Raw genomic sequence first — 15,898 nt, 5'->3', positions numbered from 1 at the left:
ATGAAAATTGGGATTATAAGTTTCGCTCATATGCATGCCGGAAGCTACGCCAATTATATTATTAAGCATCCTGAGGCAGAATTGGCTTGTATTTGGGATAAGGATGAAGCGCGCGGGAAAAAAATGAGCGAAAAATTCAATTGTGATTATTACTCTAACTTGGATGACTTTTTGGAAACAGATATTGAAGCGGTTGTCATTTGTTCTGAGAATGCCAATCATAAAGAACACGTGATCAAAGCTGCAAACGCGAAAAAGCATATTCTTTGTGAAAAACCAATTGCCACCGAGGTGGCAGATGCAAAAGCAATGATTGCAGCTTGTGAAGAAGCCGACGTCATTTTTGAAATTGCGTATCCAGTCCGTTTTGCACCAGGCTTTAAACAGGCAAAAGAAGTAATTCAACAGGGCGCCATTGGAGAGGTAGTTGCCATTACAGGCATGAACCATGGAAAAATGCCAGGTGGATGGTTTATTGAAAAAGAACTGTCAGGGGGTGGGGCTGCAACCGACCATATCGTTCATATTATGGATATCATTCGCTGGATGATGGGAGAAGAAGTAAAAAGTATTTATGCGGAAATGGACACTCGCTTCCATGATATTGATGTAGAAGATTGTGGACTCGTCAGTATAGAACTGGAGTCAGGAGTCATTGTGTCCATTGACCATAGTTGGTCAAGGCCACAAACATTCCCAACATGGGGAGATGCGATTATTAAATTTGTAGGAACAAAAGGTAATCTTGAAGTCGACGCCTTTAAGCAGTTTGCTTTGTATTATAATGACGAAGCAAGCGCTATTACTCAACTCCCATATGCAGAAGATATGGATGATGGATTGGTCAATGACTTTATCGCAAGTGTGAAAGAAGGAAGAGCACCATTCATTACTGGGGTAGATGGATTGCGTACATTAGAAGTAGTCAAAGCGGCTTATCAGTCACAGGAAAAAGGCGAAACAGTTTTAGTTAAAAGATAATAGTCTAAGCATAAGATAAAGCGGTATATATTTAATAGAGTCGATCCTTCTATTTGCTGGATCTGATCAAGAAGAGGTGTTTTCAATGAAAATCGGATTAAGTTCATACAGCTTATTTCAAGCAATGAATGCTGGAGAAATGACCATTTTAGAAGCCATTCAATGGGTTGCAGATCAAGGTGGCGAGCATATTGAAATTGTCCCTATGGGGGATTTAGACTTACTAAGCAAGCCTGAGCTCATTGAACAAATCAAAGACAAAGCAAATGATGTAGGAATTGAAATATCACATTATCTGATCGGGGCGAATTTCATCACGGAAAGTCGTGAAGAGTTTGAAGCAGAAGTCGCAAGAGTGAAGCAGCATGTGGATATTGCTAATCAATTAGGCGTGAAGCTAATGCGTCATGATGTTGCCTGGCGTTCTGGAGAAGATGCGACAATTGTACAACTTGAAAAAGATTTACCAATCTTAGTGGAAGCATGTCAAGAAATTGCGGATTATGCGAAACCATTTGGAATTACTACGAGTATTGAAAATCATGGGCTTTACGTGCAAGGAAGTGACCGTGTTCAACGTCTAATTACAGCAGTCAATCGTGATAATTTCAAAACAACGGTCGATGTTGGCAACTTTATGTGTGTAGATGAAAATTCTGTAGCAGCTGTGAAGAAGAACCTACCATATGCTTCATTTGTTCACTTTAAAGATTTTTATTGGCGTCCGTCCTATCAGGCCCCTGGGGAAGGCTGGTTTCAAACCTCGAATGGCAATTATTTAAGGGGAGCCATTGTTGGGCATGGGGATATTGATATGCGAGAAGTAGCTAAGGTCATTAAAGAATCTGGCTATGATGGTTATATTTCTGTTGAATTTGAAGGAATGGAAGATTGCAAAAAAGGCTCGAAAATCGGCATGGACAATGTTCGACGGTTTTTAGAAGAGGCATAGGAGGAGAAAAGATAATGAGTAAAATGAAAATTGGTGTAATTGGTGCGGGGTCTATTTCTGAAGCCCATTTAAATGCATATGCTAACAATGATAAGGTAGAGTTGTATGCGATTTGTGATTTGAATGAAGAAAGAGCAAAAGCAAAAGCAGAGAAATATGGAGCAAGTAAAACATATGTCGATTACCATGATCTGATGAATGATCAAGAGATTGAAGCAGTTAGCATTTGTACATGGAACAATTCCCATGCTGACATTGCGATTGCAGCACTTAATAGTGGGAAAAACGTTATGGTTGAAAAGCCAATGACCACAAGCATGGAAAAAGCTCAGGAAATGGCAGAAACAGTGAAGAAGACTGGGAAAAAGCTACAAGTTGGCTTTGTACGTCGTTATGCTGGTAACACACAAGTTTTGAAAAATTTTATTGACGAAGATGATCTTGGGGAAATTTACTATGCAAAAGCGACATGTATTCGTCGACTTGGAAATCCAGGAGGATGGTTCTCAGATGTCGAACGATCTGGCGGCGGGCCTCTAATTGACATTGGTGTCCACGTGATCGACGTTCTTTGGTATTTAATGGGTTGTCCAAAAGTAAAATCGATTTCTGGAAATACCTATAATAAATTAGGGAATAGAAAGAATATCAAAAATCTATCTTTCTATAAAGCAGCTGATTACGATCCAAATAAAAACACAGTAGAAGATATGGCCAATGCATTGATTCGCTTTGAAAATGGTGCTTCTTTACTTGTTGATGTCAGCTTTACCTTACATGCGAAGCAAGATGAAATCTCCGTTAAATTATATGGTACAAAAGGTGGCGCGGAAGTAGAACCGAGCCTAGCTATTGTGACAGAGAAATATGATACAATGTTAAATCTTGAGCCACAAGTGGATAGCAAAACATTCAACTTTGGCCAAGCCTTCCAAGCGGAAATCGATCATTTTGTCGATGTTTGCTTAGGAGAAAAAGAAACGCTTAGCCCAGTGGAAGATGGAGTCGAAATGACAAAAATTCTTAGCGGTATTTACGAATCCGCCGAAAAGGGCAAAGAAATCTATTTTGATTAATAGCTAAGTTAGCTTACCAAACATAGATGTTACAAATGGGTATTTATTCATGCCAAGAATAAATACCCATTTCTTATAGAGATAATGATTTTTACAGAATTATTTTGCTATAAGTGCGTGTTCAAAAAGGAAGATAAAAAGGATCAAGTCGGCTAAAGGCGCTGACGTCCTGTCAGCAACACCGACACTAGTACATCCTGTACGTCGAAAGTTCGAGGGGGCGAAGTTCCGAGCAGCGGATCTATGCATTTAGATACATGAGCAGCGGAGAAACAAGCCAACGAAGAAATTCGCAGCGTCATTTTTACCGGACTTTTTGAACATCCTCTATAATGGACATACAGTGGGGAAAAGACATATAATAGACTTATGTATACATATATTTGAATAGAATATAAGGGGGGGATTACTGTGTCAGTGATGCGCGTCATTACCGGAATTTGGCGAAACACTACGGAAACTAGTGACAGGGCAAAAGATCCTAAGTTGAAAACACGTTATTATAAGATTGGAAAACGTAAACTATCTGAAACGATTACATCCGTTGTCAACAATAAAATGACGGGTTGGAACGTGACCCATTTTGATTACGATCGTGGTGAAATGCTTATCGAAAAAAGAGGGTTACGTCGTAATCAAATCGTTATCACAATTGTACAAGTAGAACCGTTACGTTGCAGTGTGGATATTGTATCAGCCTACGATGGATTGGGAGATCTAGGAGCCACTTATTTTTTAGTGCAAAAATTCTTTGAGGTCTTAAACAAGGAAATTCCACCTATCGAAAAAAATTAATAAGCTAGCATGGCCAGTTTCCAATAAGGGGACTGGCTCTCGCTTTATCCACCATAGAATATTTTTTAATAGGGAGTGCGGTTTATTTTGTATATGACAATAGCAGAGACAGCTGATTATTTACAACTTAGCCCAGATATAATTGAGAAATTAATTCTCAATCAAAAGATACGGGCATTACATGATGGAGAACAATATTTAATTTACAAAAATCAATTTGATAGCCATTTAGAGCAAATGGAAAGGTATAAGGAAATGCTGGCAGAATGGTTAGCAGAACCGATTCCAGAAGACTGGGATGCGAAAGACGAAGATTAAATTAAAAAATAGTAATGGGAAAGTATGTGTTAAGGAGAGGCGATATGATTAAAACAGTCTTATTTGATGTAGATGGTGTTTTGTTAAGTGAGGAACGTTATTTTGATGCATCGGCATTAACCGTTTGGGAGGTTTTATGTAGTGAGCATTATTTAGGTTTATGTCCAAACGAATTTAAAACTCAATATACCGATAATGAAATCGATGAAATGCGCGCTCGAGTTTTTGTTCAAGATCAAGTGCTGAAGTTTTTAAAATCATGTGGGTTAAATGCGAACTGGGATATGATTTACTTAACTGCAGCTTATCAAATTATTCATCTATTAGAACAACTAAAAGCTACAGAGAAAGAACGAATCACTCATTGGGTAACTCATGAGATCAATCGTGAGATTTTATTAGAAATGAAAGATGTCTTTGCTGAAACCAAATACTCTTTCGATTTTGATAGTTTTCTCCATGATTTCCAAGGCACCGAAGCTTCTAAAGCGGGTTTATTTACTCATTTGGACCAGGTTGCTCAGGAAAAACTAGGAGTTGGTCATACGGTTTTTGGCGAGCAGGGTGAATTGTGGTCAACCTGTGAGCTTATTTCGCAGGAATGGTATGTGGGCGATCCATACGTTCTTCAATCAACAGGACGTCCTTCTGTGCAACTGGGGAAAAAAGGCTTTTTAAGTGACGAAAAGGTATTGGCTGAACCAGAGGCCATTGCAGATTTATTTGGAACTCTTAAAGAAGCTGGTATCCGGATTGGAATTGGTACCGGGCGTCCGAAGTTGGAAACCGTAGAGCCCTTTCAGCATTTAGGCTGGCTTGAGCATTTTGATCCAAACAATATTGTAACAGCAGATGATGTATTAACAGCCGAAAAAGTGTGTCAGAAACACGCAGGGTTATCTAAGCCACATCCATTTACATATGTGTGGGCATTATCCAATAAACAAAAATCGATTTCCGAGTGTCTTGAGACCGTTTTTCCAATTGACAATGGAAAAGAGACATTGATTGTAGGGGATTCTTTAGCTGATTTAATAGCCGCCAGGACAATGGGCTGTCGCTTTGCCGCTGTATTAACCGGTCTATCAGGGGAGAAGGCAAGAAAGCAATTTGAGGAATATCAAGCCGATTATATTCTCGACAATGTACTAGGTGTGAAAGAACTCGTGCTATCACTTGCTAAGAAATAAATTGGCTGTAGACTTGATGACGATCGTATCTATGCAATTTCAATGGTTTTAATAAGACTAACCTGAAACAACGTTGAATTAATAATAACCTGAACTTAAGATCAGAATTTATTCGCGATACAAAAGAGAGGTTAGGGAGGCTACACACCCGAAAAGAGCTAGAGTCAAAGAAAATTGGTACGTAGAAGGTTTTATGCACCTGAAATGAGCTAAAGGTAAAGGCAAAGAAAAGAAGCACATAGGAGAGATGCTACGCGCTTTAAATAACGCCGAGGCGTTGATGATCTGATTCAAAGAAAGTAAAGGATGCCTTTCTTTGGATCAGATCATTTGCATGTCGCCGATTTGCGGGCGTCTTGCAATTTTTAAAGCAATCAGAATAACAAAGAGGCTGGGACATAACTAAAATGTTAAGCCCTAAAGACGAACAATGTATTACCTTAGCGGAGGAAATATACGTAGACTCCTGCGGGAAGTGAGAGTTCGGCAAGACCCCGGAAGGCGAAGCCCGAGGAGACCTGCCACTCGCCCGCGGAAAGCGAAGTATATTTCCGAAGCGAGTAAATACACCATACTAGTTCGTTTTTTCTTTGGTGAAAACACTATTGTCCCAGCTTCTTTCCTACGATTACTCAAATTTGAATTTGCTTCATGTATTAATTCGGAACGGCTACTTTTTCAATTGAGAGTTCTAAATACTGGGCATCTTCAAGTCCTTTTAAAGCTTTCAGGCCAACAAGCACATCGCCTTCTGCTTTTTTATCAAGGGTAAGAACCATGATGGCTTGGCCGCCAACATCAGCACGTCCCACTTGCATAGTGCCAATATTAATATCATAATCACCAAGTGTGGAACCAACACGACCAATCATACCTGGGATGTCAAGATGTTTAATATATAATAGATTTGGTTCTGGTCGAACGTCTACTCGATAATCATTCATCTTAACAATTCGAGATCCGTAGCCATTTAAGATGGTGGCACCAATATTAGCTTTATTTTCTCCACGGTGAAGGGTGACTTCAATATAAGAAGCGAATCCTTTACTTTTTGGATTTTTTAATACATTGGACGCAACGCCTTGATCTTTTAATAGATGATGAGCATTGATTAGATTCACGGTATCACCTAAGTGATGGGTTAAAATACCTTTTAAAATATTACGTGTTAAAAGATCTGTACTCTCCACTGCCAGTTCTCCTGCATATGATATATCTACTTGATCTGGCGCTTCTTTTAATAGTTGAATGGCTAATGTGCCCAATTGCTCAGCCAATGTAATGTAAGGTTGCAGTTTCTTCTGCGTTTCTCCAGATATCTGTGGCATGTTGACCGCATGGCGAATCGATTGAGTCTCAAAAATATCAATCATTTCTTCACTTACCTCATGTGCCACTTTTTCTTGTGCTTCTACTGTAGAGGCGCCTAAATGCGGTGTGACAACTACGTTTGGATGCTGGAGTAATTCGGTATTTGAAGCTGGCTCTGTTTCAAATACATCAATCGCTGCCCCGGCAACTTGACCAGAATTCAGTGCGCGAACAAGGGCATTCTCATCAATAATTCCGCCACGGGCACAGTTAATAATGCGAACACCCGGCTTTGTTTTTGCTAAATAGTCATCATTAATAAGGCCTTTTGTTTCTTTAATTAAAGGGGTGTGGACGGTGATAAAATCGGCTTCTTGTGCAATTTCATCTAAAGATGCTTTCGTGATTCCCATTTGATGTGCACGATCTTCCGTTAAATAAGGATCATATCCGAGAATATTCATGCCAAAGCTTAGAGCGCGGTTGGCTACTTCTGTACCAATTTTCCCCATGCCAATGACACCAAGTGTTTTTTCATACATTTCAACGCCTTTAAACTTATTTCTTTCCCATTTTCCTTCAGTTGTAGAAGCATGGGCAGCAGGAATATTACGCGCAAGAGATAGCATCATCGCCATTGTCAGCTCAGCTGCAGAGATTGTATTTGCCCCTGGAGCGTTAATAACGATAATTCCTTTTTTTGTAGCTGCTTGGATATCGATATTATCAACGCCGACACCTGCACGGGCTATCACTCGTAGGCTATCGCCATTTTCTAGAATGTCTTCTGTCACTTGGGTTTGGCTGCGAACAATTAGGGCATCATACTCGCCAATAATCCCTTTTAGTTCCTTGGGAGAAAGGCCAGGTTTCTTATCCACAGTAAAATTAGAATGTTCATATAGAGCGGTTAAGCCTGTGTCACTAATTGTATCTGATACTAAAACTTTATACATATTCTCTATTCCTCCTACTTTGTATTATTAATCTTCCAAAATGAAAACGTCCCCATAACAGACGCGTGCGCCTTGTTATGAGGGACGTAAGATCGTGGTGCCACCCTCGTTTACTGTATGGAACAACATAGAGCTAACTCCTGTGTAAACAGGCGCTTCCGCTCTTCCATACAGCCTCGAGAAAGATAACGGTTTAAGACCGGGCAACTGCCAGTTCAGAAGTGCTGGGCTATTCTGAGAAAAAATCATCGATTTTCACCAACCATCGATTCTCTGAAGGAATTTTTCTTCAAGCCGTCTTCGTCTTCACTGTTGATATGTAAAGAAAGCTGTCAAAGGGACGAGTATATATCAGGGAGATTTTTCATCGTCTTTTTGAAGTTCCTCTTTAAAAATATTTTGAATAAATATACAAAGTATTTTACCATAGAAACAAAATGTTTCAAGAGTCTTTTTACAAACTTTGTTTTTTTCGATAAATTTCGGCATGGATTAATGCAAGAATACGACAAATGCAATATAGTATAGATAAGGATCATTAGGAAGGAGACATGACAATGGTACGGTTTGGTATTATTGGAACAAATTGGATTACAGATTCCATGGTTGAAGCAGCTTTACAAGCAGAAGGATTTCAATTAACAGCCATTTATTCTCGAACAGAGGAACGGGCAAAAGAATTTGCAGAGAAGCATGGAATCTCATTCATTTTTACAGATATAGAGGAAATGGCTGCAAGTGATGCGCTTGATGCTGTATATATTGCAAGTCCGAATTCATTTCACGCAAAACAATCTTTGTCCTTTTTAAACCGAGGGAAGCATGTTTTATGTGAAAAGCCAATGACTTCCAATCCGACGGAACTGGAAGTTTTGATTGAAGCAGCCCGGAAAAACCAGGTTGTTTTAATGGAGGCATTGAAAACAACTTTATTACCGAATTTCCAAGCAATCCAGGAAAATATACATAAAATTGGTCAAATAAGAAGATATGATGCAAGTTTTTGTAAGTATTCTTCAAGATATGATCGTTACAGGGAGGGGAGTGTTCTAAACGCCTTTAATCCTATATTTTCAAATGGATCGTTAATGGATCTAGGGGTGTATTGTTTATATCCGATGGTTGTATTATTTGGAGAACCTAAATCAGTCAAAGCGAATGCTGTAATGCTAGAATCAGGAGTAGATGGATCTGGAAGCTTGCTTTTGCAATACGATGATTTCGAAGCTGTTGTGACACATTCGAAAATCATCAATGCTTATCGCTCCTCGGAAATCCAAGGGGAAGAAGGAACGATCATCATTGATGAAATCTCAACCCCACAACAGGTATGCATTCACTATCGTGACGGACGCGAAGAAACGATTAGCCATGCGTCTACCTTGCCTTCCATGTATTATGAGGTTGAAGAATTTATTCAATTGATTCAAAAAGGAGAGTTAGAATCTAAGATTAACTCTCATGATCATTCGATGATCACGGCACGAATAATGGCAGAAGCTAGAAAACAAATAGGACTTATTTACCCAGCAGACAAGCAGCATGATTCATCTATTTAAAGAAAGTCGGTGATAAGGATGAATAGGGAAGAAATGTTCATTCAAAAATGTTTTTTTGAACAATTTTTGCAAAACAAGCCTCATGAGTCTCCTGTTACGGTATTAGGGGAACATTTTTTTCAGGAACAAAAGAAAAACCAAGCGGATTTGACAGAGGTTCGCTTTGCGCAAGGTGAAATCTATTTTCATGCCCAAGATTATGAAACTGCAATTTTTAAATGGGAAAACATCCAAAATGAATGGCAGCCATGGGCGCGGAAGAACATGGCAGATGCCTACTTTGAATTAGAGCTGCATGATACCGCAGAAGAAATCTACCAATCAATTAAGACGGATTCGCTTCTTTTAAATACAGAAATCGCGCTTCAGTTATTTGGTTTATATGTTCTTCAAAGGAATCATGATGAGGCCAAGCAGATGATTTTAAATGCTGTTTTGCTTAATCCAGATTATCCGAATGTGACAAAATTGGCGCGGGCCTTTTTTGAGGAACAGGAGGACTGGGCAAATGCTGTTGAATTAGCTGTCAATGAGTCGATTAGAACAAAAGAGATAGCATGGTTTCATGTGCTTCTGTCTTATGTGGAGAATGGGCATGTCAGTTTTGAACCACCATATTTTGTTCCTGTTCTTGAAAAAGCGTCTTCGGTCGATTTCAAACTTTTTGATGATTTGAGTCAATCATTATGGAATAGGTTTGAAGAACAGGATGTCTTATTTGATTGGTTAAATGATTTTAATACATTAGTGCTTAGCTTAGATCTGTCAGAGGAACATAGATGGGGGAATTTATCAGCTGTATTTAAGGAAACATACCATAAGTTGATGAGTGGTTCATTTTCCCTTCAGAATGTAGAAAAATTGATGCCGACATATTTGGAAGCTTGGTTAAAATTGGAAAGAGCATCCGATGCCGGCTTTGTATATTCCGCTATTCTAACATGGAACGATCATTTTCCTGGAAATATTAATCAAGGTATCGTTGATCGATCGCAAGCAACACTTCGAAAAACTAGAACTGAGATTAATGTAAATGATGCCATTGAAGTTTTAATAGATGATGTAAAAAACTGGGCAAGAAGGAACGAAATAGAGTTTGAAGAATGGGATGCACATCCTCAAGAAAAAACTGATTCGGCTCAGTGGTTTGTTTATGGGAAAAAGTGGATTGACTACTTTATCAAACAGTTGGAAGTATTGAAGATAAACATCACTGAATTGATTGAAAGAGAGAAAGACATCAGTGATCGTTTGCATGGTTCAACCAATCAATTGAAAGATATAGAAGAGGAAAAAGCGGCTGATATCCGCCAAGCCTTTTTAGCAATTGAAGAGAAAATTAAAGGAAAAATGAAAATGGCGATCCCTGATATGATCAGGGAATTGGCTGGTTCCATTAAGGATGATACGGAATTTCGTACCATTCATCTTGAATTAAATAAGAAAATGAATCAGCGGATAAATGAATATATTCAGGACACTATTATGCCAATTTACGCTTCATCGCTAGAGGATTGGATTCAATATGCAAAGCAAAAGTTAGAAGAATCACAATCACATTTAAAAGAATGGGAAAGAGGCTTCAACGAATATCTAGAAGAGCAGCCACTTGAGCTTAATTGCGATTTCCAAGTCATCGCAGATTGGCAGCGAGACGCCGAACGGATGACCATTCCGATTCAAATTGAGAATGAAAATATTCTTTTGCGCAGAACACCTTCTCAAATCTTATTAAAAGGCGCAGGAAAATTATTTGGTGGACTGACTAAAAACAACACGGTTTTAGCCAATTCATATCGCAATTTCATTGAAAATGAAAATTATGAAGAGGTTAGTGAATCCATTGCAACGAAATTCTTTTATTCATTTCAATTATTTGAGAAAAGTATTGGACGGGATGTCCAACTTTTCTTCCGTGATCCACTGAATATATTAGAAGATCGTGTAATAGAAATTGAAGCAACAATTCAAGAAAATCAAATGAAATTGGAAAAATTCAAACGCAATCCAGACTTATTTTTAGGACCTTTAAAGCTTTTTCAATTACAATTGAATCAATACAAGTGGTTAAATGATGGGAATTCGCAACAATTAGAATTTGAAAAAAGCCAAACACTACAAGGCGACAAGGAGGAATAGAATGAGAATTGCACTTATAGCACATGATAAAAAGAAAGAAGATATGATCCGTTTTACAACAGCCTATAAACTGATTCTTGAAAAACATGAATTATATGCGACAGGGACAACAGGCTCAAAAATCATGGAAGCAACAGGTTTGTCCGTGAATCGATTTCAATCAGGGCCACTTGGTGGGGATCAACAAATAGGGGCTTGTATAGCTGAAAACAAAATGGATGTCATTATCTTTTTACGTGATCCCTTAACTGCACAACCACATGAACCCGATGTTTCAGCGCTGATGCGTCTTTGTGATGTGTATGGCGTCCCACTTGCAACCAATATGGGTACTGCTGAAGTGTTGATTCGTGGAGTAGATCAAGGATTTATCGATTGGCGCTAAACATTATTTTATTTAAGATGCTAATCAAAATCACATATTAATTGAGATTCGGCCGAAATATTATCGGTCGGATCTTTTTTTATCTGGAAACTATAAAATTGCCGCTTGTGTAACTTACTTACGTTGCGGTTGATGTCTAGCTCCAGGCGCCATCGGCTCGAGGCTCGCAGGAGGGAGTCCATCGGCGTTGCGACGTACAGGATGTACTAGTGCAGACGAAGCGACAGGACGTCGCGTTTTTAGCTGTTCAGCTTCTTCCTACGATAAGTCAACATCGGCTTATTCTTCGCCGTGTATCCTTTATCTCGTCAGAAGCTTAAAAAGTTTGTACGTCGCTAAACGGGCGCCTTGCGCTTTTCTTGATTAGAAACTGTCAATAGTAGCCAATGACGACCATCTTTTAACGTGATATACTGGGACTAGACATTTTAATTCGGAGGAGATGGAAGGTTGAAATCAAATTCTAAACTTACAACAAAGCTAATCCCTCTAGTCATTGGTTTAATTTTAATTGCAGGACTTACGTTTTGGTCCGTTTTTTCGATAAATAAAGGGGATGTTATTCCATTTTCCTCAATGGAAAAAGTGATTCAAGCACAAAATGGTGAGGTCGTTTCACTTACGGAAATGGCAGATGGCACCATTTATATAAAAACACCAGCAGGAAAATACATTTCCCATTTTCGGCCGAATAGCCCGAAGGTGGAAGAATTAGTAGAGAAGTATAATGTGCAATATAAATATTCGAGTGGTTCTCGGGCGGGAAATTGGATTTTGGGTGGTTTATTGATTGTATTGATTGGAGCTGGTTTGTTTATCCAGAAAAAAGGTGGTTTTGCTGGCACGAAAATAAAGCATGGCACAGCAAAACCTACGCCCCTTCCTTCCATTACACTGAAAGATATCGGAGGATTACCTGAAGAAATGAAGGATGAGATCCATCAGACTTTGGAGATCGTCAAAGAACCTGATCGTTCCAAAAAAGTAGGGATTAAGGCGCCAAAAGGAATTCTATTATATGGCCCTCCAGGAACAGGAAAAACGCTTCTCGCTCAAGCGATGGCTCATGAATTGGGAGCTAGCTTTTTTACAGCAAGTGGATCTGCTTTTACAGAATTATTTGTCGGAGTTGGAGCATCGCGGATTAGGGGATTGTTCGAAAATGCGCGCAAATCTACATCCGCTGTCATTTTCATTGATGAAGTGGATGCTCTTGCTGGAAAAAGAAAACAGCATGGTGGAGAGGAAGCAGAAAAAACACTAACAGAATTGCTTGTTCAGCTTGATGGAGGACATGCCAATGAAGGCATTTTATTCATTGCTGCGACGAATCGCAAGGATATGCTAGATGACGCCTTTTTACGTCCTGGTCGTATTGACTTTAGTTTCCATGTGCCATTGCCTGATATGAAGGGGAGAAAGGAAATTATCGATATCCATACGAAAGGAAAGCAGCTTAGTGAAGAAGTCGTTGCTTCATTGGATCTCCTAGCAGATAGCACCTCAGGCTTTTCAGGCGCTGAAATTAGTTCATTATTTGAATCAGCTAGTAGAAAAGCTGTGAGGGAAGGGCGAGAATTAGTTGGAATGGCTGATCTTGATTATGCGATTGACCGTACGATCCTCGGTTCCACTTCACGGGCATTAAACGACCCTGATACAAAGCGGAGAGTGGCCATTCATGAAGGAGGCCATGCGCTTATTCAAGCTTTAACCAAACCAAACACAGTTCGTAAAGCTACAATTATTCCACGAGGGCAAGCACTAGGCTATGTAGCACCTATTCAAAAGGAAATGCATCTATCCACCACAAGTGAATTACTTGACCAAGTCAGTATGATCCTGGCAGGTGGTGTCGCTGAACGACTATACTTGGGGGAACATAGTGTAGGCGTTAGTGGTGATGTTCAACAAGCGAAAAAACTGTTAGAAGATATGGTTGAAACAGGTATGCTTGAGGATGGTTTCACTTTAACCTTTGATCAACAAGATAAAGATGCTAAAATGCAAGAATTATATAGCAAGGCTTTGGAGAATACAGAGCTAATGCTAAAAGCTCACAGAGATGAATATGAGTATTTAGTAGAAGTGTTATTAAAAAAGGAAACCCTCGATGGTGAAGAAGTTCAAGCGATTGTGAATGGCGAAAGTCTAGAAGTTGCATATGTTTAATTCCAACATCCAGCTCCGTTATGAAGATAACATGAAGCTGGATGTTTTATTGTGTCTGCACATTTTTAAAACTCGTCACAATGATAGGATATTCTTACTATAGTTAATTAAGGGACAGTAAATTTCATATAAACAAAATTCGACGAATGTAACTTTTATGTAACATAATTTGATACAATAAATAAGAAGATTATAGTAGATTTTTGTCGCGAAATCATCGAATAGATATCTTGTAAAAATAAAGGAACAACTACCTACATAATTTACCAAATAGATATGATGATTAGAAAGGTTTGTCCTGGCATGAAAGAAACGAAATATCCACAAAATAAGAAATTTTTCTTTTATATATTTACCACTCTAGTTATACTCTGTCTTTTTCTAGGGGGGATGTTAATCAAGGTAAAATCAGCAGAGGGCCATGGGGCAAATCCTTCCATGACAATGGCCCAACCCATTCAAGAAACTTCAGGGGAAAAACATGATTTCTCCTCATCAAAACTTAATGAATCAATCCGGATAAAAAAAGAAGTTGAACTAGAGAAGCAACAACAAGTAGAGGCACTGAAACAATTGCATAAGGACAGTGAGGCTAAGATTGTATACTTAACATTTGATGATGGTCCTTCTCCTTATACAGATCAGCTCCTTGATCTTTTAAATCAATATCAGATGAAAGCGACTTTTTTCATGTTAGGTCCGGAGATGAAGAGTTATCCAGCTGCTGTGCAAAGGATGGTGGATGAAGACTTTGCCGTAGGAATGCACGGCATTACCCATGAAGCAGAGCAAATCTATCAGTCTCCCAAAGCTCCTTTAAAGGAAATGTTAGAGAGCCAAAAAATCCTTGAAGATTTGACAGGTATCCATTCTAGTTTAATTCGCTTACCATATGGTAGTATTCCTTATTTAACGATGGATATGAGGGTTCATTTAGAGCAACAGGGATTTAAAATTTGGGATTGGAACATAGATAGTGAGGACTGGGCATTAAAGGATAAACGTTTTGTTAACAAAGTGATTCAAGCAACAGCTAATGTAAGCAAGGCAGGAGAGGCGCCCATCATTTTACTACACGATAAACCTGAAACAATTCAGCATCTTCCACAAATTCTTCAATATCTACAAAAAAATCACTATCAAACCAGGGTGTTAACCAACGATCAAGCGCCTTATACATTTCAATGTAATGGTCGTTGCTACTCCATTAATTAGCCATAAAGAGAAACTTCATTCAGTGGGGGTTTTCCTTCCCTCACTGAATGTTAGTTGAGCGGATCGGGGATTTACTGGCAGTGGATCCCCCATTTATCATTTTTCTTTTCCTCAAATTCTTGAATGAGGACCTTACTGCCAGTTAATTCGAGATAAAGGGGATCAAAAAACAATGAAGTGGTTTAAAAGAATAGGTGCAATCGGATTAGTGTTGGTTGCGACATTTTTTATCGGATCCTTATTCAATCAATATAAAGACCAGAAGCGAATCGATGAAATCACGCAAGCATTGGAGGAATCGGCTCAACTTGAAAAGATATTTGCGAATAATCAACAAGAATTAAGCACTGCGGGTATAGATGAAATAAAATTTTACGATCAATTGATGTCTTATCAAGTGGATCATGATGAGAAAATAAAAAATGTGGTAAACGCTGCGCTTCATTCGGTTGAAAAACAACAGCAATATTTAGAGGAAAGTAAAGAAAACTTTAGTAAGGCTTATACGATTATGGCAACCATCCAGCCAATTAGCCAGAAAGTGAAGAACGCTCAGCAAGCCAAGACTATATCATCCATTGAAAAGCTTAATGAGGAGCGGTATCAGCTATACTTAACCTATACGGAAGATTATCATACCGTCATTACATTAAATAGAAAATTATATCAACAAATCGAAAAACAAAAATTTAACGAAAAAGAATTAGATGACCAAATTAAAGAAATTAATCAACTCTATAAAAAACTGCAGCAACAAGAAAATCAATTCAATCAATATACAACTCAATTTAATCAAGAGAAAAAACAGTATTATCAACTTACCAAAAGGCTATAATTCCTTCATAGGAT

The 15,898-nt window shown here is 38.7% G+C and carries 13 protein-coding genes; 12 read left to right on the top strand and 1 reads right to left on the bottom strand.

Going from position 1 to position 15,898, the window contains the following annotated elements; translation table 11 throughout:
- The 6 genes from IPU53_RS10925 to IPU53_RS10900 all read left to right on the top strand — a co-directional run bounded on the left by IPU53_RS10925 (position 1) and on the right by IPU53_RS10900 (position 5,312).
- Positions 1-981 carry a Gfo/Idh/MocA family protein gene (locus tag IPU53_RS10925; RefSeq protein WP_207450642.1) on the top strand — a complete coding sequence of 327 codons (981 nt, stop codon included), beginning with the start codon at positions 1-3 and terminating at the stop codon, positions 979-981.
- 85 nt (positions 982-1,066) lie between these two features.
- Positions 1,067-1,933 carry a sugar phosphate isomerase/epimerase family protein gene (locus tag IPU53_RS10920; protein WP_207450641.1) on the top strand — a complete coding sequence of 289 codons (867 nt, stop codon included), beginning with the start codon at positions 1,067-1,069 and terminating at the stop codon, positions 1,931-1,933.
- Between the two features lie 14 nt (positions 1,934-1,947).
- Complete coding sequence (locus IPU53_RS10915) at positions 1,948-3,009, top strand: Gfo/Idh/MocA family protein (RefSeq protein ID WP_207450640.1); 1,062 nt, start codon at positions 1,948-1,950, stop codon at positions 3,007-3,009.
- Between the two features lie 411 nt (positions 3,010-3,420).
- Positions 3,421-3,804 (top strand): hypothetical protein, encoded by a 384-nt coding sequence (locus IPU53_RS10910; protein ID WP_207450639.1) that lies wholly within the window; start codon positions 3,421-3,423, stop codon positions 3,802-3,804.
- An 87-nt stretch (positions 3,805-3,891) separates the two neighbouring features.
- A complete protein-coding gene (locus tag IPU53_RS10905) occupies positions 3,892-4,122 on the top strand; it encodes an excisionase family DNA-binding protein (RefSeq protein WP_207450638.1) in 231 nt (76 codons plus the stop codon).
- A gap of 44 nt (positions 4,123-4,166) precedes the next feature.
- A complete protein-coding gene (locus IPU53_RS10900) occupies positions 4,167-5,312 on the top strand; it encodes an HAD family hydrolase (protein ID WP_207450637.1) in 1,146 nt (381 codons plus the stop codon).
- Between the two features lie 656 nt (positions 5,313-5,968).
- Here IPU53_RS10900 and serA read toward each other — a convergent pair.
- Entirely contained in the window at positions 5,969-7,579 is a 1,611-nt protein-coding gene (gene serA / locus IPU53_RS10895) for a phosphoglycerate dehydrogenase (protein ID WP_207450636.1), read from the bottom strand.
- 557 nt (positions 7,580-8,136) lie between these two features.
- On the opposite strand from serA, the gene IPU53_RS10890 reads away from it, so the two are divergent.
- From IPU53_RS10890 to IPU53_RS10865, 6 genes are all read left to right on the top strand, one after another.
- The gene (locus IPU53_RS10890) at positions 8,137-9,138 is read left to right on the top strand and encodes a Gfo/Idh/MocA family protein (RefSeq protein WP_207450635.1); all 1,002 of its coding nucleotides are present in this window, start codon (positions 8,137-8,139) and stop codon (positions 9,136-9,138) included.
- A gap of 33 nt (positions 9,139-9,171) precedes the next feature.
- The gene (locus IPU53_RS10885) at positions 9,172-11,277 is read left to right on the top strand and encodes a tetratricopeptide repeat protein (protein WP_207450634.1); all 2,106 of its coding nucleotides are present in this window, start codon (positions 9,172-9,174) and stop codon (positions 11,275-11,277) included.
- A 1-nt stretch (position 11,278) separates the two neighbouring features.
- Positions 11,279-11,662 (top strand): methylglyoxal synthase, encoded by a 384-nt coding sequence (gene mgsA, locus IPU53_RS10880; protein ID WP_207450633.1) that lies wholly within the window; start codon positions 11,279-11,281, stop codon positions 11,660-11,662.
- A gap of 450 nt (positions 11,663-12,112) precedes the next feature.
- Entirely contained in the window at positions 12,113-13,834 is a 1,722-nt protein-coding gene (locus tag IPU53_RS10875; protein WP_207450632.1) for an AAA family ATPase, read from the top strand.
- Between the two features lie 390 nt (positions 13,835-14,224).
- Positions 14,225-15,049: a polysaccharide deacetylase family protein gene (locus IPU53_RS10870; RefSeq protein WP_207450631.1), complete on the top strand. Its 825-nt coding sequence runs from the start codon at positions 14,225-14,227 to the stop codon at positions 15,047-15,049.
- Between the two features lie 172 nt (positions 15,050-15,221).
- Positions 15,222-15,884 (top strand): YkyA family protein, encoded by a 663-nt coding sequence (locus IPU53_RS10865; protein ID WP_207450630.1) that lies wholly within the window; start codon positions 15,222-15,224, stop codon positions 15,882-15,884.
- Positions 15,885-15,898 lie beyond the last annotated feature (14 nt).

The sequence above is a fragment of the Bacillus sp. SD088 genome, from assembly GCF_017355205.1.
Taxonomy (GTDB): domain Bacteria; phylum Bacillota; class Bacilli; order Bacillales; family Bacillaceae_C; genus Lederbergia.
The sequence above is the reverse complement of the archived record's forward strand: the minus strand, read 5'-3'. Positions and strand labels throughout refer to the sequence as shown.

Excerpts from the sequence above, each read along its gene's own strand:
- IPU53_RS10925 (WP_207450642.1), top strand. The coding sequence starts at position 1 with ATGAAAATTGGGATTATAAGTTTCGCTCATATGCATGCCGGAAGCTAC.
- IPU53_RS10920 (WP_207450641.1), top strand. The coding sequence starts at position 1,067 with ATGAAAATCGGATTAAGTTCATACAGCTTATTTCAAGCAATGAATGCT.
- IPU53_RS10915 (WP_207450640.1), top strand. The coding sequence starts at position 1,948 with ATGAGTAAAATGAAAATTGGTGTAATTGGTGCGGGGTCTATTTCTGAA.
- IPU53_RS10900 (WP_207450637.1), top strand. The coding sequence starts at position 4,167 with ATGATTAAAACAGTCTTATTTGATGTAGATGGTGTTTTGTTAAGTGAG.
- serA (WP_207450636.1), bottom strand. The coding sequence starts at position 7,579 with ATGTATAAAGTTTTAGTATCAGATACAATTAGTGACACAGGCTTAACC.
- IPU53_RS10890 (WP_207450635.1), top strand. The coding sequence starts at position 8,137 with ATGGTACGGTTTGGTATTATTGGAACAAATTGGATTACAGATTCCATG.
- IPU53_RS10885 (WP_207450634.1), top strand. The coding sequence starts at position 9,172 with ATGTTCATTCAAAAATGTTTTTTTGAACAATTTTTGCAAAACAAGCCT.
- mgsA (WP_207450633.1), top strand. The coding sequence starts at position 11,279 with ATGAGAATTGCACTTATAGCACATGATAAAAAGAAAGAAGATATGATC.
- IPU53_RS10870 (WP_207450631.1), top strand. The coding sequence starts at position 14,225 with ATGTTAATCAAGGTAAAATCAGCAGAGGGCCATGGGGCAAATCCTTCC.
- IPU53_RS10865 (WP_207450630.1), top strand. The coding sequence starts at position 15,222 with ATGAAGTGGTTTAAAAGAATAGGTGCAATCGGATTAGTGTTGGTTGCG.